The organism is Leptotrichia wadei, assembly GCF_007990445.1.
In the GTDB taxonomy this organism is placed as follows: Bacteria; Fusobacteriota; Fusobacteriia; order Fusobacteriales; family Leptotrichiaceae; genus Leptotrichia; species Leptotrichia wadei_A.
The window spans coordinates 914,215-937,472 of record NZ_AP019841.1 but is presented as its reverse complement, the minus strand read 5'-3'; the positions used below and the strand labels follow the sequence as shown (position 1 = coordinate 937,472).

Annotated in this window: 12 protein-coding genes; 1 reads left to right on the top strand and 11 read right to left on the bottom strand. The window is 31.8% G+C overall.

The window, feature by feature from the left end:
• Nucleotides 1-101 precede the first annotated feature (101 nt).
• Nucleotides 102-3,287, bottom strand: a complete 3,186-nt coding sequence (gene carB, locus FVE74_RS04495; protein WP_147003415.1) for a carbamoyl-phosphate synthase large subunit — start codon at nt 3,285-3,287, stop codon at nt 102-104.
• A 76-nt stretch (nt 3,288-3,363) separates the two neighbouring features.
• Nucleotides 3,364-4,446, bottom strand: coding sequence for a glutamine-hydrolyzing carbamoyl-phosphate synthase small subunit (gene carA / locus FVE74_RS04490; protein ID WP_147003414.1), 1,083 nt, complete (start codon nt 4,444-4,446; stop codon nt 3,364-3,366).
• 335 nt (nt 4,447-4,781) lie between these two features.
• Here carA and FVE74_RS04485 point away from each other — a divergent pair, with 335 nt between their 5' ends.
• Nucleotides 4,782-5,171, top strand: coding sequence for a carbonic anhydrase (locus FVE74_RS04485; RefSeq protein ID WP_232054075.1), 390 nt, complete (start codon nt 4,782-4,784; stop codon nt 5,169-5,171).
• 64 nt (nt 5,172-5,235) lie between these two features.
• On the opposite strand, the gene FVE74_RS04480 is transcribed toward FVE74_RS04485, so the two are convergent.
• From FVE74_RS04480 to FVE74_RS11880, 9 genes are all read right to left on the bottom strand, one after another.
• The gene (locus FVE74_RS04480) at nt 5,236-5,940 is read right to left on the bottom strand and encodes a M48 family metallopeptidase (protein ID WP_147003413.1); all 705 of its coding nucleotides are present in this window, start codon (nt 5,938-5,940) and stop codon (nt 5,236-5,238) included.
• 33 nt (nt 5,941-5,973) lie between these two features.
• The gene (locus FVE74_RS04475; RefSeq protein WP_147003412.1) at nt 5,974-7,743 is read right to left on the bottom strand and encodes an NUDIX domain-containing protein; all 1,770 of its coding nucleotides are present in this window, start codon (nt 7,741-7,743) and stop codon (nt 5,974-5,976) included.
• 60 nt (nt 7,744-7,803) lie between these two features.
• Nucleotides 7,804-9,135 (bottom strand): 16S rRNA (cytosine(967)-C(5))-methyltransferase RsmB, encoded by a 1,332-nt coding sequence (rsmB, locus tag FVE74_RS04470; RefSeq protein ID WP_147003411.1) that lies wholly within the window; start codon nt 9,133-9,135, stop codon nt 7,804-7,806.
• A gap of 33 nt (nt 9,136-9,168) precedes the next feature.
• A complete protein-coding gene (locus FVE74_RS04465; protein WP_147003410.1) occupies nt 9,169-10,629 on the bottom strand; it encodes a glycoside hydrolase family 32 protein in 1,461 nt (486 codons plus the stop codon).
• A gap of 373 nt (nt 10,630-11,002) precedes the next feature.
• Nucleotides 11,003-11,983, bottom strand: coding sequence for a Gfo/Idh/MocA family protein (locus tag FVE74_RS04460; RefSeq protein WP_147003409.1), 981 nt, complete (start codon nt 11,981-11,983; stop codon nt 11,003-11,005).
• Between the two features lie 338 nt (nt 11,984-12,321).
• A complete protein-coding gene (gene clpB, locus FVE74_RS04455; RefSeq protein WP_147003408.1) occupies nt 12,322-14,892 on the bottom strand; it encodes an ATP-dependent chaperone ClpB in 2,571 nt (856 codons plus the stop codon).
• 311 nt (nt 14,893-15,203) lie between these two features.
• Nucleotides 15,204-21,524, bottom strand: a complete 6,321-nt coding sequence (locus FVE74_RS04450) for an autotransporter-associated N-terminal domain-containing protein (RefSeq protein ID WP_232054105.1) — start codon at nt 21,522-21,524, stop codon at nt 15,204-15,206.
• 564 nt (nt 21,525-22,088) lie between these two features.
• Nucleotides 22,089-22,607 carry a saccharopine dehydrogenase family protein gene (locus FVE74_RS11885; protein WP_232054074.1) on the bottom strand — a complete coding sequence of 173 codons (519 nt, stop codon included), beginning with the start codon at nt 22,605-22,607 and terminating at the stop codon, nt 22,089-22,091.
• Complete coding sequence (locus FVE74_RS11880; protein ID WP_232054073.1) at nt 22,589-23,209, bottom strand: saccharopine dehydrogenase family protein; 621 nt, start codon at nt 23,207-23,209, stop codon at nt 22,589-22,591. Before FVE74_RS11880 ends, FVE74_RS11885 begins: the two co-directional genes overlap by 19 nt.
• Between the last annotated feature and the right edge of the window lie 49 nt (nt 23,210-23,258).

The window sequence follows — 23,258 nt, the reverse complement described above, 5'->3', positions numbered from 1 at the left end:
ATAAATTCATAAACAAAAAATAACAAGGGGCTAAAACCCCTTGCTAAGTAATAATTTAAAAACAAATCTAAGAAAATTAATAATTTTTATTAAAACTAAATCTATATTGAACTTACGTTAAATGAAATAGATTCCAAAACTTTTAATAAGGCATCTGTTGTATCAAGTGAAGTAAGACAGGCAATTTCCTGCTCACTTGCAGCACGTCTAATTTTAAATCCGTCATTTCTGGCGGTTTTCTTTTTAGCCGCTGTATTTATTACCATATCAACAAGTCCTTTATAAATCAGTCCTAGCACATCATGCTCATATTTTCCTTCTTCATCAATTTTTCCAACAGTTTCCACATGCAGACCTTTATCTTCAAAATATTTAGCAGTTCCTTTAGTAGCCATTATATGATATCCTAAATCAGAAAATCTCTTGGCCAATCCATAAGCCTCCTCTTTGGCAGTTCCACTAATTGTAAATAAGACGCTTCCTTGATCCTTAACTTTTATTCCAGCTGAAACAAGTCCTTTGTAAAGTGATTTTTCAAGATTTTCATCACTTCCCATAACTTCTCCAGTCGATTTCATTTCAGGCCCTAATGTTGTATCAACATCTTTTAATTTTTGGAAACTGAATACAGGAACTTTTGTATATACATTTTTACTTTCTTCAATTAATCCAGTTTCATATCCTTTGCTCTTCAATGATTCTCCAAGAATTCCCTTCATTGCAAGATTTGCCATTGGAACTCCTGTGATTTTACTCAAGAATGGAACTGTTCTCGAACTTCTAGGATTTACTTCCAGTACATAAACTTCTCCATCGCTAATTACATATTGAATATTTAAAAGACCAATAATATTAAGCCCTTTTGCAAGTCTAACTGTGTAGTCAATTAATGTACGCTTATGTGCTTCAGAAACATTTTGCGGAGGATAAACGGCAATTGAATCTCCAGAATGGACTCCTGCTCTTTCAATATGCTCCATAATCCCTGGAATTACAACTGTTTCCCCATCGCAAATCGCATCTACTTCGATTTCCTTTCCGACTAAATATCTGTCAGTCAATACTGGATGATCAGGTGATACTTTTACTGCATTTTCCATATATTGTCTAAGTTCTTCTTCACGATATACGATTTCCATTGCTCTTCCACCTAATACATAAGATGGACGGACTAAAACTGGATAACCAATTTCTGCCGCATTTTTTACAGCTGTTTCTGTATCAAACGCAGTTTTTCCTAATGGCTGAGGAATATTTAACTTATGTAATAATGCTTCAAATTTATCACGGTTTTCAGCATTATCAATTTCCTCAAGTGATGTTCCCAATATTTTTACGCCGTGTTTTGTCAATTTTTCAGCCAAATTAATTGCAGTTTGTCCACCAAATTGAACGACAACTCCTTCTGGATGTTCAAGTTCAATTATCGCCATAACATCTTCTTCTGTAAGCGGCTCAAAGTAAAGTTTATCTGAAATTGAAAAATCTGTAGAAACAGTTTCTGGATTGTTATTTATAATAATTGCCTCGTAACCAGACTCTTTTATAGCCTTTACCGCATGAACTGTCGCATAGTCAAATTCAACCCCTTGCCCAATTCTAATAGGCCCTGAACCAAGCACAACAATTTTTTTCTTATCTCCTATAACACTTTCATTTTCCTGCTCATAAGTCGAGTAGAAATAAGGCGTTTCCGACTTAAATTCAGCTGCACAGGTATCAACCATCTTAAACACAGGCTTAATATTGTATTTTTCACGAAGTTTATAAACTTCATCTTCTGTCGTATTCCAACGATGTGCAATAACTTTATCTGAAAATCCATATCTCTTAGCAAAAAGAAGTACATCTGGATTATTTACATTTGCCTTTAATTCCACTTCAATATCAATAATATTTTTCATTTTATCAAGGAAAAACATATCAATTTTTGTCATTTCATGTATCTGCTGCGGAGTAACTCCACGTCTTAACGCTTCTCCAATAAAGAACAGTCTTTCATCTCCAGCCTTATGGATTCTCTTTAAAATATATTCCAAATTAAATTCATCCCCATTTGGAAGCCCTAAATGATGAACTCCGTATTCAAGTGAACGAATAGCCTTTAACAAACTTTCCTCATAGGTTCTACCAATAGCCATTACTTCCCCAGTAGCCTTCATCTGTGTTCCCAAATGTCTATCCGCCTTTTCAAATTTATCAAATGGGAATCTTGGTATTTTACTTACAACATAATCAAGTGCAGGCTCAAAGCAGGCATAAGAATTTTTCGTAACAGGATTTATAATTTCGTCAAGCGTAAGTCCAACCGCAATTTTTGCAGCGATTTTTGCAATTGGATAACCTGTCGCCTTTGAAGCAAGTGCCGATGAACGTGATACTCTCGGATTTACTTCAATAATATAATAATTAAATGAATGCGGATCTAATGCCAATTGAACGTTACATCCACCTTCAATTTTCAATGCTCTTATTATTTTTAGTGAAACATCCCTTAACATGTGATATTCCCTATCTGTCAATGTTTGCGATGGCGCAACTACAATCGAATCTCCAGTATGGATTCCAACTGGGTCAATATTTTCCATGTTGCAGACAACAATTGCCGTATCATTGCTGTCACGCATTACTTCATATTCAATTTCCTTATACCCTGCAATTGATTTTTCCAATAAACATTGAGTTACTGGCGAATATCTAAGTCCATTTGTAACAATATCTTCTAATTCTTCATCATTATGGCAAATTCCACCACCAGTTCCACCCATCGTAAATGCAGGTCTTACAATCACTGGATACCCAATTTTTTCCACAAATCTACGTGCTTCTTCCAAATTATGAATAATATCCGATTCAGGCACAGGTTCTCCCAGCTCATTCATCAAATCTCTAAATAATTCCCTGTCTTCAGCTTGCTTTATAGATTCAAGCTTAGTTCCCAGAAGTTCCACTCCACATTCTCTTAAAACACCAGATTCATGCAATTCCACAGCCAAATTCAGCCCAACTTGCCCTCCAAGAGTCGGAAGCAACGCATCTGGACGCTCTTTTCTTATAATTTTTGATACAAATTCAACAGTCAATGGCTCAATATAAACTTTATCTGCAATTTCCTTATCTGTCATAATAGTTGCAGGATTGGAATTTACAAGGATAACCTTATATCCTTCTTCACGCAATGAAAGACAAGCCTGTGTCCCCGCATAGTCAAATTCAGCAGCCTGTCCTATAATTATTGGACCTGATCCTATTACTAAAATCGTCTCTATATCTTTTCGTTTAGGCATTTTTCTACATCTCCTTCAGTTATTTTTATTCTTTTTGTTTGTTTTTAATTAATGTTAAAAATGTTTTTCAAAACTGCTAACTTCGATTTTTTTTCATATTTTCAATAAATATGTCGAATAAATAGTTTGGATCGTGTGGCCCTGGCGAAGCTTCTGGGTGATATTGCACTGAAAATACTGGATATTTCTTATGTCTTACACCTTCACAAGTTCTGTCATTTACCGCAATATGTGTCAATTCAAGATCTGTACCCTCCAATGAATCAATATCCACTGCAAATCCGTGATTTTGTGCCGTAATGTCAACTTTTCCAGTTTGCAAGTTTAATACTGGCTGATTTGCTCCACGATGTCCGAATAATAATTTATATGTTTTTGCTCCACATGCAAGTGAAATTAGCTGATGTCCCATACAAATTCCAAAAATTGGAACTTTACCTATCAATTCCTTAAGTGCAGCAATTGTTTCTGGAACATCTGTCGGATCTCCAGGCCCGTTACTCAACATTATTCCATCAGGTTTTTGTCTTAAAATTTCTTTAGCAGTTGCATTATGAGGCATTACAACAATATCACAATCCCTTGAATTAAGTTCCCTCATAATTCCTGATTTCATTCCCAAATCAATCAATACAACTCTCATACCTCTTCCAGATGAAAGAAATGCCTTTTTTGTCGATACTTGTTCAATTTGATTAGTCGGAAGCGAATTGTTTCTCAAATTTTCCACAACTTCTTGCGGATCTTTATCTGCACTTACAATAATTCCCTTGATTGTCCCATGCTCTCTAATTTTCTTTGTCAAGCTACGTGTATCAATCCCTGAAATTCCTGGAATATCTAAGTCTTTCAAAACTTCATCCAATGTAAATTCATTTCTAAAATTAGAAGGCTTTCTACATATTTCACGAGTTATGATCCCTTTAATACTAGGATTAATAGTTTCATAATCATCCCTATTTATCCCATAATTTCCAATTAACGGATAAGTAAATGTAATAATTTGCCCATTATATGATGGATCTGAAATAGTTTCCTGATATCCGGTCATCGCAGTATTAAAAACAACTTCTCCTGCCATCTCCACATCTGCTCCAAATCCATATCCCTTATACACGCTGCCGTCTTCCAAGACAAGCTGTTTATCCAATGCGTACATAAATACTACCTCCCTAAATTTTAAATGATTTAATATTATTTGTCTTTTAATTTGTTTAATTGTCATTAATATGTCTGATTTGCGATACAGTAAAATCTTTTCAAAATAAAGTTCAAAAGTTATACTAATATCTCTAATCTCATAATTATACTATATTTTTGAAGTTTTATCAATAATGTAACAGAATTATTTTTCAATTTAAAGTAAAAATTTTGATTTTTATTCAAAAATATGCTATAATTTCAACATCTTTAGAATATTTTCAAATAATTTCAAAATTATAATAATTAAAATATATATTATTTGAAGGAATTATTTGAATCAAGGAGGAAGTTATGTTTTGTACTTTAGTTTGCTGTATGGATGGAAGATTTATCCATATCTTAAATGAATATATTAGAAGTAATTATAGATATACTTTTGTGGATACTATTACCGATGCCGGAGCTGTAAATAAAATTGTTAGTGATGAAAATTTTTTAAGAAGCATTGAAGATAAGGTTGTCTTAATTTCAGTAAATAAGCATAAATCTGATCATATTTTTGTAGCAGGGCATAGTGACTGTGCAGGATGTCAAACTAGCGATGAAACTCAAAAGAAGTATATTTGCCAAGCCGCTGAAAAGATGCACACTGATTTGCCTCACGAAGCTGTTACAGGACTCTTTGTTTATGAAAATGGAGAAATTGAAGTTCTAGTTGATTATGACATGGATTTTAAATAAGAAATAGTATAATAAAAAAAGAGGAACTTTTTCAATTAATGGACAGTTCCTTTTTATTTTTAAATTAATAATAATGTTTAGCATTTAACATTTTTTCAGCCACTTTATAATTTGGCATATACCGCTCTATATAATTATAAAAACCTTTTCCATGATTTGGATATTTCAAATGTGTCAATTCATGCAAAATGACATATTCTATTTCAAAAGGTGTCCTTTTTATAAGTTCTGTATTGAGATTTATATATTTTTTTACATAATTGCATGAACCCCATCTTGTTTTCATCGGCTTTATTGCCACCTTTTCCACATGTTCATCCAATATTTCCAGCCATTTTTCCACAAATTTCAGAAACAATTTTTTGGCATTCTCAAAATACCATTTTTCCATAACTTTTTTCTTTTCATCAATATTTTCAAAAATATTTTCATTTACAGTTAAAATCATTACATTTGATTTGGCATCATTTTTTAAACTTACACCATTAAAATTCCCTGTTCTTACAATCAAGTTATATTCTTTTCCCAAAAACTTATGAATTTCTCCATTTTTATATTCAAACCCCTTTTGCTTTTCCTTTACATCCTCAACCTTTTTCAAAACACTTTTTATCCACTCTTCTTTAGAACGAATAAAATTTTCAATATAATCACGATGCAAATTCATTGGCACAGAAATATAAACCTCCATATTAGGTTTTATCCGCAAATTTATGTTTTTTACTTTTTTCCGATGAACTTCATATCCTAAAATTTTTTCTTTATTCATTTTCTACCTAATTTATTTCCTAATTTTTTTATTCTAAATTTTTTCTTTTATCATTTTTGAACTGACAAATACCTTCCTCGCATTTTCAAGCACATCCTTTTGCAACTTATAAGTTGTCAATTTTAAAGCCTCTTCATAGGTGCACCATTGAAAAGCCTCAATTTCAGAAGTATCAATTTTAACATCCTCATCTTGAGTAATTCCCACAAAGATCGTAACTTTTTTTATAGTTTTTTCATTTGGAATATATTTTATCAAACGTTCAAAACCTGGAATAATTTTTATATTTACATTTGTTTCTTCAAAAACTTCACGAATTGCCGTTTCTTCCTTAGTTTCATTATTTTCAATATGCCCTTTTGGAAATCCCCAGTTCCCATTGTGCATTTTCACAAGCAGAATTTTCCCTGTATTTTCATTAAAAACAATCGCCCCGCAAGAATTTTCATATTCAAAATCACCCTTCAAATTGTAATGTTTCACAATATATTTTACCAGCTCTTCCTTCTCATTCTCAATTTCATCCCCAAGAACGAGTTCATACAGCCTGTTTTTCACTTCCCCGATCTCACGATTGCTAAATTTAAGATTTATCAAATCAATCCCCGTTATATCCAAATCATTAAACTGCGGAACTTCTCCCTGTTCTTTTATATTTTCAATTTTATTTCTAAAATTTTGTAAAATTTCATTATTTTCCGCACGAGTTCTTATACCCTTTGAATTTAAGTCAGCAGAAAATAAATTGAACAGCCTTTTTAAATTCCTTTCATCCATCTCAATAATCAGCTTTTTTAATGTCTTATCTGAAACATCCTGATAAATCAGCATATGATTTTTAACAATTTTTTTTACAGAATTCGTAAATTCATTTGAAGTCCTAAGTTGCCTCAATTCTTCTTCAGCAATCAATGCGCTTTCCTTTTCATGCCCATAAAAGTGGAAAACTCCCTTTGCATCAATAATTTTTACATTAATTTTCCCCAGATCATGAAAAAGTGCAGCGAATCTGGTAATAAGATCATAATCACAAAGATGAATAACTTTTATTATATGATGAAATAAATCATCTGGATTATTTGGATTATTCTGATCAAAATTATATGCATAACGAAATTCTGGAATTAGCATTTCCAGAACTTTTAGTTTTTTCATTTCGATAAACGCCTTTTTTACAAAATTCCCCATCAAAATTTTACTTAACTCATCAAAAACTCTTTCCTTTGATATTTTCAGCAAAAATTTTCTTTTTTTATAAATAGCCTCCGCAGTTTGCTTATCCAAACTAAATCCCAATTTAGAAACAAATCTAAAAGCCCGTAAAATTCTAAGCGCATCCTCTTCTATCCTCAATTTAGGCTTTCCAACAAATCTTATCACTTTCCGCCTAATATCCTGTCTCCCCCCATACAAATCAATTATCCCGGTCTTCTTGCTGTAAGCTAGTGAATTTATCGTAAAATCCCGTCTTGCCAGATCTTCTTCAATTGTTTTTACAAATTTAATTTCCTTTGGATATCTGCTATTATAAATTCCTGTTTCTTTACGAAATTTTGCTATCTCATAATTTTTCCCGTTGACTTTTATCATAAGAATCCCAAAATGCGCTCCCATTTCCTTTGGATTGTAATCTGCAAAAATTCTTTTTAATTCTGAATACTCTATATCAGTCGCAAAATCATAATCTCCTGGATCCCTATTTAGAATTTTATCTCTAATTGCTCCTCCAACAATAAATCCTTTTCCATTTTTATTTAATTGTTCCAATATGAATTTCACATCATCATCCAGATCAAATCGCATTCCAAATACGTCCTTTCAGTTATTTTTTTGACTAACCCCTGATAATTACTTGATATAACTTTAATTTTTTCTCAATTTTGCAATATAAAACCCATCCATATATTTATTTTTATACGAAATATAAGCTCCGCCAAGTTCATCTTTTATAATTTCCACATTTTCTGGAATTTCCAAATCCAAAATTTCCAAATCTTCATATTTTTCCAAAAAATATCGAATATTATTTGTATTTTCATTTTTAGAAAAAGTACAAGTGCTATAAACTATTTCTCCTCCATTTTTCAAGCATTTATATGCGCTTTCAAATATTTTTTTCTGAAGTTTTTTCAAAGTTTTTATATCATTTGAAGTTAATTCATATATTTTCTCTGGCTTTTTCCTAAGCACTCCAAGTCCGCTGCACGGCATATCCAGCAATATTTTATCAAATTTGACTTCTAAATTTTCAATTTGCATAGCATCATTTAACCTTACTTGAAAATTACCGTAACCATACTTATTTTTAAGTTCATTTAACAATTTCACCTTATGTTTATGAATATCTGTAGAAATCAATTTTTCTGGATTAAATAATTGCAAAATCGCAAGAGATTTTCCACCTGGAGCGGCACAAGCATCAAGCACAGCATCCCCATCCTTCACAGCCAAATTTTTCACAGCCAAATAAGATGAAGCATCTTGAATTACAGCTTCTCCATTTCTATAAATTTCTGTATCAAAAATATTCGCATTTGACAAATAATAGACTTCATCAACTGAAAATAAAACTTCTGTATTAATTTCCTTTAACAATTTTTCAAATTTTTCTTTAGTCATTTTATTCTTATCAAATCTAACCGACAGATAGCTTCTCTTTTTATATGATTCCATTATTTCCAAATAATTATCTGGATAATCAATTTTAAGTTTATTTACAAACCATTGAGGATACGATAAAACAATACCTTCCCTTTTATCCGTCGGAATCTCATTATCAAACTTTTCTTTACTTTTCAAAATTGTCTTTAAAGCCGCATTTACAAATCCAGCTTGATGTTCATTTATAATTTTTGCAACTTCTCCAGCCTCAAATATCACTCCTGCATTATCCGAGTCCATAAAAAATAGCTGTGCAGCAGAAACTCTCAAAAGTTGCTTTATTTTCCGTTTTTTTACATTTCGTGTCCCTTTTTCAATTAAATAATCAATATAAATCAGGTTTTTTATTACAGTATTCACAACACTTGTAATAAAAGTTTTTTCCTTTTGAGTATAATTTTTTTTAGAAAAATAATAATTTAACTGAATATTGCTATATTTTTTCTCATACAAAATATCGTCAATAATATTTATAATATCCAGTTTTATATTTCCTACTATTTTATTTCCTGTTAATTTTTTATTCTTTACCAATTTTTTCCCTTCTAGATTTTCCAATTAATTTTTTTATTTCCATTCCCATTTTTCAATTTTCGCACTTGTATCTCCATCTGCAAATACACTTATCCCATCCGCACCTTTTTCAGGGAATATTCTCGATGAAAACACTTCCTGTCCACCGTTAATAAACACTTCCACAGAAGAATTATCTACAAATACTGTAAGTTCCAGTTCTGAAATATCTCCCAAATAAACTTTTCTTAATCTCTTATCAGGCTGTTCACCCTTTGTTCTATCCAATACAAATTTTTTGTCATTGTAATCAAATTTCAAAACAGTTTCACTATTTTTGCCAGTTCTCAATTTCAATCCAAAATCAGAATTAAAATCAGCAAATTTAGCTTTTAATTCATAAGTTGTCCCAGTTCCAACCTTTACTTCTCCAGCCACTTTTTCATTAAATTCAATTTTTTCTCCACGTATACTTTCCATTTCTTTTATCGGCAATTGATAAAGTCTTCCATCAATTACTTTTAATTCTCTTGGCAATGTCAAGCAATGAATCCATTCATTTTTTACAGTTGGAAAGTCTTCTTCTTCAGGAACTCCCATCCATCCTACAATAATTCTTCTTCCTTTGTCATCCTCCATTGACTGTGGCGCATAAAAGTCATGCCCTCTGTCAATTTCCACAAAATCTGATGAAATTTCAAATTCAGGTTTTTCATAATCCAGCTTTCCAAATAAATATCCTGTCTGATATTTATTATTGTACAAATCTCCTTCAGGCTCCAGTCCTTGCGGCGAGAATACTAACAAATCCTTAATTTCTCCAGTTTTTTCATCCTTTAACTGAAAATAATCTGGACATTCCCACATAAATCCAAAATCTTTAAGTTTTCCGTGATTCGCTCCTGCAATTTCTCCTTCAAACTTCCAATCCTTTATATTTTCTGAACTGTACAAAATTACTTTTCCCTCTAAATTTTCACTTTGTACTCCAACTACTGCATAAAATTTCCCATCTTTTTTCCAAATTTTAGGATCTCTTATATGCCGAGTATATCCATCCGGCTGATTTACAATACTAGGTTCCCATCTTTCAAAATGCTCTCCATCGCTAGAAACTGCTAAACATTGGTAAGATTCTCTATTCCCTTCAGCATCCTTCACATTTCCAGTATAAAATAAATAAAGTTTTCCATCATCCGCAATTGCGCTTCCAGAATAAACTCCATCCTTAGAATACCAAGTATCAGGCCGTAAAGCTGTTTCCAGTCTTTCCCAATGCAGTAAATCTTCACTTATACTATGAGCCCAAGTTTTATTTTTATGAACTGTCCCTAGTGGATTCCATTGATAAAACATATGATATTTCCCTTTAAACTGTGAAAATCCATTTGGATCATTAATAAGTCCTACAATTCCTTGAATATGATATTTTTGTCGCCAAAAATCCTTTTCCACAATCTCTTTTTTTTCCAAAACCGATTTTTCTTCATTTTTTTTAACATCTTTGAAATCCATGTTTTCTCCACCTTTCATATTTACAATATTTATTTAATATAGATTAATCATTTTTTAATAAAACTTAAAATTTATCAGATTTGTCATAAATACCATTATTATTTAGTTTTTATAACTTTCATTTTTATAATTTTTTATAGCAAATTCATTATATTTTACCACATTTTATTGCTTTTTCCAAATTTTTTGCCCCATTTAATTCTGTAATTCTATCAAATTATTAACTTTTATGATACAAAAATTATAAAATAACCTGCTTTTAATGTACTCAAAAAAATACTTTAATTTGAAAATAAATTTAATACTATTTTATAAAAACTTTTTTAAGAAAGTAAAAAAATTGAGCACCATCACAGCACTCAATAAAATTTTTCTACATTTCCTCTTCAGGATAAGTCATTCCCCAATCTTTACGCAATTTCGTCATAATATCCATAACATCCACGGTATAATCAAGTTTCATTTTATTAATTCCAGTTCTTACAGATTCTTCCATATTTTGAAGTTCATATTGAAGTGCATTTTCTGTTATTCCTGATAGAATTTCTTGAACTTCACCTGTTTCGGTATAAACAATTTTAGCTTTGTCAGCTCTTGGATATTCTGTGATTTCAATATATGCTTTTTCACAGGCGATTACGACTCTTTTTGGCTGTTTTGAATGAAGTGTAAGAGCTATTGTTGACATTTGTTGTTCTTTATTCATCATAATTATACCTACTTGTTCGTCCACTCCTGTTGGTGCATATTTCACTTGAGAAAGCACATTATTAGGTTTTGAAGTCATGAATAGTCTTGTAATTGAAATTGCATAAACACCTATATCAAGCAACGCTCCCCCTGCAAGATTTCTATTGAAAAATCTATTTGTCATATCATATTCCTTGTAACTTCCAAAATTAACTTGTATCATTTTCACATCGCCAAGTTTTCCAGAATTTACAATTTCCAAAAGTTCACCATAAAGTGGCATATTGAAAATTGTCATTGCTTCACCTAAGATAAGATTTTTTTCTTTTGCCAATTTTACAGCTTCTTCCAATTCTTCGCTATTTAATGTAATTGATTTTTCGCATAACACATGTTTCCCATTTTTCAATGCTTCAATCATAAATTTTATGTGCGTATTATGAGGCGTAGTAATGTAGATAATATCAGTTTCATCGTCATAAAACATATCTTCTATTTTATCATAAACTTTTTCAACCCCATATTTTTTCGCAAAATCTAAAGCTTTTTCATGAGTTCTGTTAGCAACTGCATAAAGATTTTTACCCATTTTTTCAAGAGCTTGTGCCATTTCATTGGCAATTATTCCTGTTCCTAAAACTGCCCATTTTAAATCTTTTTTCATAGTTAATTCTCCTTCTTGAAAATATACTTCAAATAATTTTTATTTGTATTTTATCTTATTATTTTACAAAATTCAACTGCAATATTTTAAATTTTTTGATAAAATTTAGTAAAATGTTATATTTCATTCATATTATAGTAAAACTACTTTAAAACTAAACTCAAAAGTTATGTCTCCTTACTCAAAATCTAAATTTATATAATTTTAGTAATTTGATTTTAAATATATTCAAGTATAAATACAAAAAAGAAGTACCACTTCTGATACTTCCTTTTCTGTTTTTAGAAAATTAATTTTTAAGAATTAATTTCAAAAGACTAATCTAAAATTATTTTCTTTTATTTTTCTACTTTATAAATCAAATCTTTACCATCACTATCAACTTTAACAACACTATTTTCAGGAACTTCTCCACCTAAAATCATTTTAGACAAATTAGTTTCAATATCCTTTTGCACAAATCGTTTCAATGGTCTTGCACCGTAAGCTGGGTCGTATGCTTCGTCTACGATGAAATCCAATGCTTTGTCAGTAAATTCAACTTTGATGTATTGTTCTTTCAATCTTTCGTTAATACCTTCAAGGATAAGATTAACAATATTTTTAACACTTTCTTTTCCTAATGCTTTAAACACTATAATATCGTCAATTCTGTTTAAAAATTCAGGTTTAAATCTGTGTTTCATTTCATCTAAAACGGCTTCTTTTGTAGGTTCGCTTACCATTGGGTCATTTAAGATGATTTCACTACCGATATTTGATGTCATAATTACAATTGTGTTTTTGAAGTCAACGATTTTACCTTTACCGTCAGTAAGTCTACCGTCGTCTAATAATTGTAACAATACATTGAATACATCAGGATGTGCTTTTTCAATTTCATCAAATAGGATTACAGAATAAGGTTTTCTTCTAACAGCTTCTGTCAATTGTCCACCTTCTTCGTATCCAACATATCCTGGAGGCGCTCCTATTAATCTAGTGACGCTGAATTTATCCATATATTCCGACATATCAATTCTTACAATATTGTCTTCATCATCAAACAAGTTAAATGCTAATGTCTTAGTCAAATAAGTTTTACCAACACCAGTAGGTCCTAAGAATATGAACGAACCGATTGGTCTGTTTGGATCTTTTAATCCAGCACGAGAACGAATGATTGTATCGCTAATAGTTTTAATTGCATCATCTTGTCCAATTACTCTTTTCATCATATGTTCAGCCAAGTGTAAGATTTTTTCTCTTTCCCCTTGTAACAATTTCGCAACTGGAATTCCTGTCCATTTTCCAACAACTTCAGCAATTTCTTCACTGTCAATTTCTTGTTTCAATAATTTATTTGCAACAGAAGAATTATCTATTGCCTTTTCTTCTTCAGATTCTTTTTGTTTTTCTAATTCTGGCAATTTACCATATTGAAGTTCAGCCAATTTATTATAGTCATTTTTTCTTTGAGCCTCTTCAATTTGTAATTTAATTTTTTCAATTTCTTCATTAATTTTAGCAACTTTTCCAGCTTCTTGTTTTTCTCTTTCCCATTGTGATTTCAATTCTTTTTCTTCATCCTTTAAATCAGCAATTTCTTTTTCAAGAGTAGTCAATCTTTCTTTAGAAGCCTTGTCAGTTTCTTTACTCAACGCAACTTTTTCAATTTCCAATTGCATCAATCTTCTTGTAATTTCATCCAATTCAACTGGCATCGAATTAATTTCAGTTTTTACCTTCGCAGCAGCTTCATCAATTAAGTCAATCGCTTTATCTGGCAAAAATCTGTCATTAATATATCTGTCACTCATTGTTGCAGCAGTAACTATCGCATTGTCAGTTATTCTAATTCCATGAAAAATTTCAAATTTTTCCTTCAATCCACGAAGAATTGAAATTGTATCTTCAATTGTTGGCTCATTAACCATTACTGGTTGGAATCTTCTTTCAAGAGCCGCATCTTTTTCAATATATTTTCTATATTCATCAATTGTTGTTGCACCAATTACTTTTACTTCACCACGAGCAAGCATTGGCTTTAAAAGGTTTCCAGCATCCATTGAACCTTCAGTTTTTCCAGCTCCAACGATGTTATGAACTTCATCAATGAATAAAATTATTCTACCTTCACTATTTTCAATTTCTTCAAGAACCGCTTTTAATCTTTCTTCAAATTCCCCACGATATTTAGCACCAGCTACCAACGCTCCTAAATCTAATGAAAAGATTGTTTTATCCTTCAAGTTTTCAGGTACATCTCCTTTCAAGATTCTCTGAGCAATTCCTTCGGCGATAGCAGTTTTACCAACACCAGGTTCCCCAATTAAAATCGGATTATTTTTATTTCTTCTTGATAAAATTTGGATTGCACGACGAATTTCCTGGTCACGACCAATTATTGGGTCCAATTTACCTTTTCTCGCCAACTCAACCAAATCCTTACCAAACTTATCTAATGCTTCGTAAGTACTTTCAGGGTTGTCTGTCATAATTTTTCTTCCTCCTCTAACCTCATTTAAAACATTTTCAAATTGTTTTTTATTAACGCCATTTTCCTTCAAGAAAGAGTTGTTATCAAATGCCGCAAGAAACAAGTGTTCTGTACTAATGTAGCTGTCACCCATCTTTTTAGCATAATCTTCAGCACCAACAATTATTCGATTAACTTCAGCGTTCGGTCTTGCTTCACCAACTCCACCTTCAATTTTTGGCATACTATTCAATTTTGCTTCAAGCTTTTTAGTCAATTCGGCAGGATTAATTCCCATCTTTTGTAGAATGTTAGGAATAAGTCCATCCATTTGATTAATTAAAGCAAGAAGTAAATGCTCCGTTTTTATCTCGGAATGTTTATATCTAATCGCAAAGTTATGAGCTTCCGAGATGGCACTCATACTTTTTTGCGTAAAGTTTTGTTCCATATATATCACCTTTTTATTACTAAATTTATCTTACTCTTTATTAGCACTCTATCTCTTTGGTTGCTAACAAATATAATATACCACTATTTGATTTTTTTGTCAACACTTTTTTTTAAATTTTTTTACATTTTTTAAAAAACTTAAAAATATTATAAAAATTTGTTCCTTTTTTTAAAAGGGGGTTAATATAAAAAAAATTCGATAGCCTTGAAAATAAATTTCACAAAGCTACCGAACTTCTTTGGAACTCCTATATTTAAAGGAGTCTTTATATAATTGTGACTAACAATTTAAAACTGTTACTATTTAAATTAGTAGATTGCTCTAAATCCAATTCCACCTCGAACATTATTTCCTTTAGTGTCATATCCAGCATTTACCGTAACACCAAATCTAGTATTGTCTACTCCGATGTTAAGGTCAAACTTACCACTTCCACGTCTGTCGTCTTTTTCGCCTCTTATTCCAAACCAGTCAGCATTTGTATATCTTACTTTTGCCTCATTGTTTACATTTCCAACTTTTCCAAGTTCGTTTTCATAAGCGGCTGTAACTCCAACAGTCAAGTTTGTTCTGACTGCAAGTGGCTGAACATATTTAAATTCTAATCCTGCTTCAGGCTTAACTGAGAAGTAATCATTACCTTTAACTTGAAGTCTCATTTCTCCCGAATCTTCCTTTATGCTGTCAAATCTTCCGTATTCCATCTTCAATGCCCCGTAAGGTCTTAGATGTGTTCTTTCGCTCATTCTTATATCATAGCCTAGTTCATTTTTTAATGCAGCTCCATAAGAATTGTAATTTGATTTTGCCTGGAATATGTCATCAACGACTAAGTATCTACGTTTCATATTGTTAATTCCTGCAAACACATCTCCGCCAATTGTCCACTGCAATGCTCCGTTATAGTCCTTCTTAGGTGACATTGTCTTGAATATTCCAGCTTTTATCATTGTCTGATCTTCTTTTGAACGTCCAATGTCCTTAAACTTGAATCTGTTTGTTACAGCTCCTGCGTACCATCCGCTAGAATTACCCATCTTGATCTTTTCATCTTCATGAACATAAGCTACTCCGTAAGCATTGCTTATATAGTCAATAATTCCTGCTGTATCAGTATTGTACTCATCTCTTATTCCAAATGCCTTGATCTTGTTGTTTTGTTTAGATGGATTTCTCCAGTCATGTTTCAAGTATCTGAATTCCTTATCAAGCAAGTTTCCAGTTGCATTTATTCTCATTTGAGTATTTCCATATTGATGTCCCATCATTTCATCGAAAGCTTGTTGAAGTAATACTTCTTCATTATTTCCAATTCCGTTTAATTTTGTAAATATTGCACGTTCCCTAGTTCCTAAATTTTCAACTCCATATCTTTGTTCCAGACCATCTGCAAAATTATATGTATCCATATTGTTTACAGGTGTACTTTCTCTTCCAGCCCATTCTGTATACGGAATCTTAGCCATATACAAACTTGTAATTACTCCATTTGAATCCAATGTCGGAGTAGCCATCCATCCTATTGAACCTGAATATACATTCCACTTAATACTTGGATTGTTTAACATTGCTGTTCTGTATGGATTTATTATATTAGGATCATTTACGAGTATATATTTACTATTTGTCGATTCTGCTGCTTCAGCTCCAATAATAAGATCTGCTTCACTTGTCAAGTTTTGCAATCCATCTATTGATTTTGTATAATCAACTCCTGATGTATTTACATAAAGACCGATGCTTGATGCTGATACAGATATTGGATTTTTCTTAACTGTATTTATAATTACTGGTGTTTGTGGAACTCCATTTAATGTAATTGTAGCACTTGTTGCTCCTGAAGGCGCATCTATATTTACTCCTCCTATACCTTTTCCTGTAGAAGGTAATTTAAATTCATAGATTGTATCTTCATCCCTTGTGCTTCCATTTACCCTAATTGTTCCATAATTGGCAATTGTTCCACCTTTCAAATAAACTCCAACACCGCTTTTTCCATTTATATCTATAACAGCACCTTTATTATTTATCAATTTTGTATCTTTTCCAAGATATACTCCAACTGTTCTCATATAGTTTCCTGAACCTGTTGTAATTGATTTGTTATTAATCGCAGTTGCACCATTGTCAACATAAATACCAGTAGTATTATTTGCATTCAACACAATATTTCCATCATTTGTCGCAGTACTTCCGTTTCCACTTGCATACATTCCAATACTGTTTTTTCCATTTACATTAATTGTACCTTTATTTACAACATTTCCTGTATCGCTATTTTCATATCCTGCACCCATACCTATTGAATAAAGCTTGTTAACAACATCTGATTCTCCAACTGTAATTGTTGCATTATTTGTTGCAGTTCCGCCTTTAATACTGTAAATTGCCACACTTCCTACACCACTTGATAAATCAATATTTGCATTATTCGTTACAGTTCCAGCTGAATAAATACCATAATTTGTCTTAGCTCCGGCTCCTGAAGTTATACTTGTATTATTTATTACAGTTCCTTTCGTATCATTTGAATAAATGTAGACATTATTATCATTAAGTCCAATATTTGAAATACTTGAAATTATTTTGTTTCCACTTCCTACATTTACAAATCCAAATGAATCTTTTCCAATATTAAATGAAGTCCCATTATTTGCAATTGTCTGTCCACTTCCAACTGTATAAACTCCGACTGCTTCATCAGTTCCAGTAGTAATAGTTCCGCCTGTCAAGTTTACATCCTTGCCTTGAGAATAGATTCCAATTGCTGCATTTCCTATCTTTAGATTTCCAGAATTATTTGCACCATATCCATAAATTCCAATTGTATTATTTCCTGAATTTATTGTTCCTGTATTTTCAAGAGTGACAGCATCGTGATCTGTATAAAGTCCTACATTAGGATTCTTAATTGTTGCCGAATCTCCCAATGTTATTATTCCGCTGTTTTTAGCTGTGTAACCTGGTGTTCCTGTAGCATAAATACCTGTATTTCTATCACCTGTCATAGTGATTTTTCCTGTATTTTCCAATACTGTTCCTGGACTAAGCGTAGCATCTGGCTTATAAGATATTGCAACTGAATCGTTTCCTGATGATTCTATTGTTCCTGAATTTTTTATGGCATGTGACTTAGACCCTTCAGAATATAACCCTGTAGTATTGGAACCTATTGTAATCTTTCCTTTATTTTCAATTATTGAATCTCCAGTTCCATATATTGCCGTTGTTTTATCTCCCATTGTCATAACACCAGTTGCCTGATTATATAGTTCTCCATATTTCCCATAAATCCCTGTAGAACCTGCACCACTTAAATTAATCGTTCCTTCATTTGACAATGTAACTTTACTTGTTGAATACAATTTGCTGTCATTTTCCTGTGCCATTGCAACTTGATTAGCTTTTGTTCCAGTTATAGTCTTCGTATTTGCATTTGTTATTGACGAATTTGAAATTTCAAGCTTATTATATGCATCCGTGCTATTATCCAAGTTTACATCCTGGTTAATTGTAAGTTTACTTAAATACAGCATGAATGTCTTATAGTCGTTCCCATTTATATGAGCTCCTGTTGCACTTGAAATAGTATTTCCTGTTGTATCAGATAAATTCATCCCAACATTTTGAGCTATAAATAATCTTGAATCTTTATTCATATTTAATGTCAAATTTCCCAAAGTTGTATTTGTTCCATCTCCAAAATTAACCTTTGCCCATCCTTCAATTTCACTTTTTCCAAAATTTCCACCATTTCCTACATAGTAAAAAGCCGTTCCTCTTTCACTAGCCTTAGTTGCACCTTCAATAGTCGCTGTCATTTTTCCATCTATCGAAACTTTACCTGTACCATCTTCACCAAGATAGAATAACAATGATTTTTTACCAGTTGTCGCAGTCCCTGTTCCTTTTAATGTAATCTTACCTTTATCTGCATCATAGTTTACTGCACCTTCATCAGCTTTTACTGTATGATTTCCAACTTCCAATGTAGCATTCTCACCTGCATACAGCCCTATTGATTCAGCTTCCTTAACATTTACATCAACATCGACATTCTTCCCATTATTACTTAAAAGATTTGAATTTTTACCAACAACAATTCCGTAAGATCCTTTTTTGATTGTGTTTCCTGATGCGTCTGTATAGCTGTAAACTCCAGCTGGAGTTGTTGAAGCACCACCATTTACTGTTACTGTTCCAGTATCTTTAGCAGTTACAGTAGCCATATTTGTTCCATTATCTCCAACAATAAGTCCTGCTACTCCTTTTCCCTGTGCAGTTGTAGTTCCAGCATAATCTAATGTACCATTTCTAACTAATACTCCTATTGAGTTATCTCCTGTAATTTTAATATTACTATTTGTTCCAAATGTTCCACTAGGGGTTGTAGTTTTATTTTCTTTTACTAAAAGCACTCCCGTATTAGTTGATGCTCCTGAACCTAGCAATTCAATTTTACTATTATTATCAATAGTTCCTCCATCAGTTGCCATTCCAATTGCATTTTTTACATTTGCACTATTAGATGTTATTTCTGAACTTGAAGCACTATTTGTAATTTTAGCTTCTCCATTTGCGACCATTCCTATCGAAGAATCTCCACTTAAATAAATTTTTCCTTCATTTTTAGCTACTGGAGTTCCACTATTATCAGTACCAGTAGAACCTTTATCTACTCTCATACCTATATTCTGTTTTCCAGTTGTACTATCTACTGTTATAGTTCCTAAAGATGTATTGGTAATATCATCTGCCGCATTCAGGACAAGAACCATTCCAGTATTTGCTTTACCACCTGATACAGCTATAGTTCCATTATTTGTTACTTTTCCAGTATATGCTCTTATTGCATCTGCTCCTGAATAATCAAAATTTTCTACAACTGCAATTCCTGAAGATAGTGAATTAACTGGTTTTCCACTTGCATCAGTTCCTGCATCTCCACTTACAGTAATTTTTCCAGTATTATTCATTGTACTTGCATCAGAAACTCTTGATGACCATTTCATTCCATAGCTTTCAATTCCACCCATATATATTCCATTAGTTCCTGTACCACTATTTGATACTTCAACATTAGAAGGAGAACCTGGTGCATATATTTGTATTCCTATTGATTTTTCACCACCAAAATCAATTTTTCCACTATTTTTTAATATATATTTGCTCGTAGTATAATTATCATTATTTTCAAAAGTTAAGATTAGTCCTATTTTATAGCCGGTATATCCATTTTTTCTTTTTACAACTATACTTCCTCCACCTAATTTAGGTGCCAAATTTAATGTTACTCCATTTGGATTTGTAGCAAAAATTGTATTTAAGTCATTATTTGAGGGTTCTGAACTATCTGTTATTATATTCGCATTTTCAACTTCTCTTGTTCCTTGTACAATACTATAATTTTTAAAATTATTTGTATCTGACTGCATTTCAAATCCGATTACAAGTGGCCCAACTAAATCGATCTTATTATTATTAAGAATTTTTGCATTTGTTCCATTATCTAAAGTCGCCACTCTAGAACCTCCAACTAAAAACACTTGATTATTCCATGTTCGTACAGAAGCATTTGGATCTGTTATAGAACCTCTTATTGAATCAATTGTTAATGGTGCATTTAAAGTTAATGTTCCGCCTCCTGTTGCTGCTGCTGCATGTGAAATTCCTGTTTGGAATACAAGACCATAATCAAAATATACTTTTAATAATGGTGAATCAACATTTTGCCATGCATATCTGACTGCTGGTCCCCCAGATAAATCAGAAGATGTTACAGTTTGATTTGTTAAATGACTAAAAGAATAAGGAGTTCCTGCTCCTGTTCCTGTATACGGACCACCGTTATCACCTCTTGCATTACAGTTAGGTGTCATATAATTACAAAATGATCCTAACTTTATATTAAAAGTAGGTGGAGCTGGTAAATTAGGTACTTCTGGTATACTTATAACAGGTTTCGGAGGTGTAAATTTGATTGCTTCTGGTAATTCTGGTGTAATTGCTGTCTTTGCTGCTATTGTAATTGCTGATTTGTTGATATTTCTCGGACGTATTCCTGCATTCACTTCAAATGGAATAATCGGCTCTTTAACCGTTTTAAAACTTGCTACTCCAAATCCTTTTGATGATCCTGATGCAAAGTTTGGTTTTCTGTTTCTGTGTAATAGATTGTATTGACCACTATCTGGAGAGATTGATCTTTCGTAAAGATCGTTACTTCTTTCAAAGATTCCTTGATAAGGGTATTTTTCTTCCTTATCTCCACGTCCTTTGTATCTTCCATTCCAGTTACTATAAAATCCGTTAATTCCATATTGCCAACTGCTCCATGGAGATTTTACTACGTGATCTCCCTGTTCCATAAGCTGAATTAGTTCCAGATTTGTTTTTTTCAAAAGTTTGTCATTTTCTCTTCTAGTTTGCTGAACTTTAGTATGCATATCCTTTATTGATGTTGAAATTACCTGTTTCTGACTCTCGATGCTTTTGCTCATTTCTGCAGAAAATAAGTTGTCTCTAATACTTACGACACCTGTAATCAAAAATGTAATCAATGCCGCATTTGTATATCTAAAATCTTTACATCTTTTTGCAAATGATTTTAGATCTTTTTTAAATTTAATAAATTGCCAGTCATTTTTAATCTCCTTCTCTTTTTTGTTTTATAACTGTTTGTAAAAGTATAAAAATTTGAACTAATACAGCATTTTTAAATTTTTATCTTCATTATTTCCCTTCACTTTTACAAGGAACTTGACTTCTTACAGTTATAAATCTACTGTTATTTAATCTTTATTTCCTTTTACAATTGACTATTTGTTCGACAATCTAAAATCATCAATCTGGAAATTTTTTTCAGAAACAATAATAATCCAAAATACAAAAAAAAATGATTTCTAGGCTAAGTGATGATTATTTTATCTGTATTTAAACTGATCTATATATTTTCTCAAAAAAATAACTTCCTAATTTAATATTATAATACATTCAAAAAAAATTCAAGCATTTTTTTGAGTTTTGTTTGAAAAATAATTATTTATTAATCATTTATTAATATATATGTTTAAAATAACAAAAAAAAATACTCTCTATCTTAATCATAATAATTATAATTTAGAACGAGAGTAAAAATAGTTTATATTTATTAATTTTAATTTAATAAATTGAATATTTTATCATTTAAACAACTAATCAACTAATGCAGGATCAAAGTTTTCAATCCATGGAAGTCCAAACTTGTTTAACGCATCCATAAATGGATCTGGATTCATTTCTTCCACATTAAATACTCCTGGCTTTTTCCATTCACCTGTAAGTACCATTGCAGCTCCAATCATTGCAGGAACTCCTGTTGTATAGGAAATAGCTTGTGAGCTGACTTCTTTATAACATTCTTGATGGTCACAAACATTATAAACATAATAAGTTTTTTCAACTCCATCTTTTTTACCTCTAAAAATATTTCCGATATTAGTTTTACCTTTTGTTCTAGGCCCAAGCGAAGCTGGATCAGGCAATACTGCTGTCAAAAATTGTAGCGGTACAATTTGCTTTCCTTCAAATTCTATTGGCTCAATTGATGTCATTCCAACATTTTCAAGCACTTTTAGATGAGTCAAATAACTTTGCCCAAAAGTCATAAAAAATCTAATTCTTTTAATCCCTTTTATATTTAATGCAAGCGATTCTAATTCTTCATGGTGCAATAGTACATATCTTTTTCACCAATTTGTGGAAAATCATATACCCGTTTAATTTCCATAGGCTTTGTTTCCACCCATTTTCCATCTTCCCAGTAACTTCCATTAGCTGTAACTTCCCTAATATTAATTTCAGGATTAAAGTTTGTTGCAAACGGATAACCGTGATCTCCAGCATTTGCATCAAGAATATCAATATAATTTATTTCATCGAAGTAATGCTTTTGTGCATAAGCTGAAAATACTCCAGTAACACCTGGATCAAATCCACTTCCCAAAATAGCCGTAATTCCAGCTTTTTCAAATTTTTCCTTATAAGCCCATTGCCATTTATACTCAAATTTGGCAGTATCTAACGGCTCATAGTTCGCTGTATCCAAATAATCAGTCTTAGTTTCTAGACAAGCATCCATAATTGTCAAATCTTGATACGGCAAAGCCACATTTATCACAATGTCAGGCTTATATTCATTAATAAGCGTTACCAATTCAGGCACATTATTAGCATCTACCTGTGCAGTCTGAATTTCAATTCTTCCAGCATATTTGCTTTTTTCAATCCTTTCTTTAATTTCATCACATTTTGCCTTTGTACGACTAGCTATCATAATCGAACTAAACACTTATGACAAACTACATTTGACACTCCTCCAGCTC